Source organism: Lichenihabitans sp. Uapishka_5, assembly GCF_033947565.1.
Classification (GTDB): domain Bacteria; phylum Pseudomonadota; class Alphaproteobacteria; order Rhizobiales; family Beijerinckiaceae; genus Lichenihabitans.
Map to the genome: position 1 here is coordinate 1 of NZ_JARPVX010000194.1, position 1,429 is coordinate 1,429.

At 65.8% G+C, this 1,429-nt stretch carries 1 protein-coding gene; it reads left to right on the forward strand.

What is annotated here, in order from left to right; all coding sequences use genetic code 11:
* Positions 1 to 164: 164 nt before the first annotated feature.
* On the forward strand, positions 165 to 1,364 hold the full coding sequence (locus tag P7D22_RS23105; RefSeq protein ID WP_319936585.1) for an IS256 family transposase: 1,200 nt from the start codon (positions 165 to 167) through the stop codon (positions 1,362 to 1,364).
* Positions 1,365 to 1,429 lie beyond the last annotated feature (65 nt).

Genomic DNA, 1,429 nt, shown 5'->3' on the forward strand with positions numbered 1-1,429 from the left:
GGTCGTGTCCCTGGGCGTGGTGTAGCTCCGCAGCGTAGCGGAGGTGACCGCCCGCGCTCTCGTCATTGAGGGCTGTAGCGGGCGGGCGCCGGAGCGGTGGTCATCGACGGTGCTGCCGGTAGGGTCGGGTTGTGAGCATCAACCCCGAACCGAGAGCCCCACCGATGACCGATCCGATGATGAACCTGAAGGACTTGTTGGAGAAGACCCCGGACGCTGATGTGCTGCGGGAGATGATCGGCTTTGCGGCCGAGCGGCTGATGGAGTTGGAGGTCGGCGGCCTGACGGGCGCCGGCTTTGGCGAGAAGAGCCCCGAGCGGCTGGCGCAGCGCAACGGCTACCGTGAGCGGGATTGGGAGACCCGCGCCGGCACGGTCGAACTTCGGATCCCGAAGCTGCGCAAGGGTTCGTACTTTCCCGGGTTCCTGGAGCCGCGGCGCATGACCGAGAAGGCGCTGACGGCTGTGATCCAGGAAGCCTATATCCACGGTGTCTCGACCCGATCCGTGGACGACCTCGTGAAGGCGCTCGGCATGACCGGCATCTCGAAAAGCCAGGTCAGCCGGCTCTGCCAGGAGATCGACGAGCGCGTGAATGCGTTCCTCGACCGGCCGATCGAAGGCGACTGGCCGTATCTGTGGGTCGATGCGACCTATGTGAAGGCGCGCTCCGCCGGCCGGATCGTCTCCATGGCGGTGATCGTGGCCGTCGGGGTCAACAGCGACGGTCGGCGCGAGGTGCTCGGCATGGACATCGGGCCCTCCGAAGCCGAGACCTTCTGGACCGCCTTCCTCCGCAAGCTGGCGCGGCGTGGCCTGCGTGGTGTCAAGCTCGTCATCTCGGACGCGCATGAAGGCCTCAAGGCCGCCGTTTCCAAGGTGTTGAGCGCCACGTGGCAACGCTGCCGCGTGCATTTCCAAAGGAATGCCCTCGCGCATGCCGGCCGCTCCGGCCGCCGCGTCGTCTCGGCCTTCATCGCCACCGCGTTCGCACAGGATGACGCTGACGCCGCACGCCAGCAATGGCGCCGTGTCGCCGATCAACTTCGACCGAAGGTGCCGAAGCTCGCAGCCCTCATGGACGAGAGCGAGGCCGACGTGCTCGCCTACATGACCTTCCCGCCCCAGCACCGCGCCAAGCTGCACAGTACAAACCCGCTCGAACGGCTCAACGGTGAGATCAAGCGCAGGACCGAAGTCGTCGGCATCTTCCCAAACGAAGCCGCCGTCACCCGCCTCGTAGGCGCCATTCTGCTCGAACAGAACGACGAATGGTCGGTCCAGCGAGCCCGATACATGACCCTGGAAACCATCACCGCATTGAGCGATGATCCGATCGTCAACCTGCCTCTCACGGCAGCCTGACATCCGGCCCAGCCGGGCACTGTGATGGCCTCATCAGCTACACCACGTCAGGGGACACGATCCGG

Bases quoted from the DNA above. Each gene is read 5' to 3' on its own strand.
- P7D22_RS23105 (WP_319936585.1), top strand. From the start codon at position 165: ATGACCGATCCGATGATGAACCTGAAGGACTTGTTGGAGAAGACCCCG.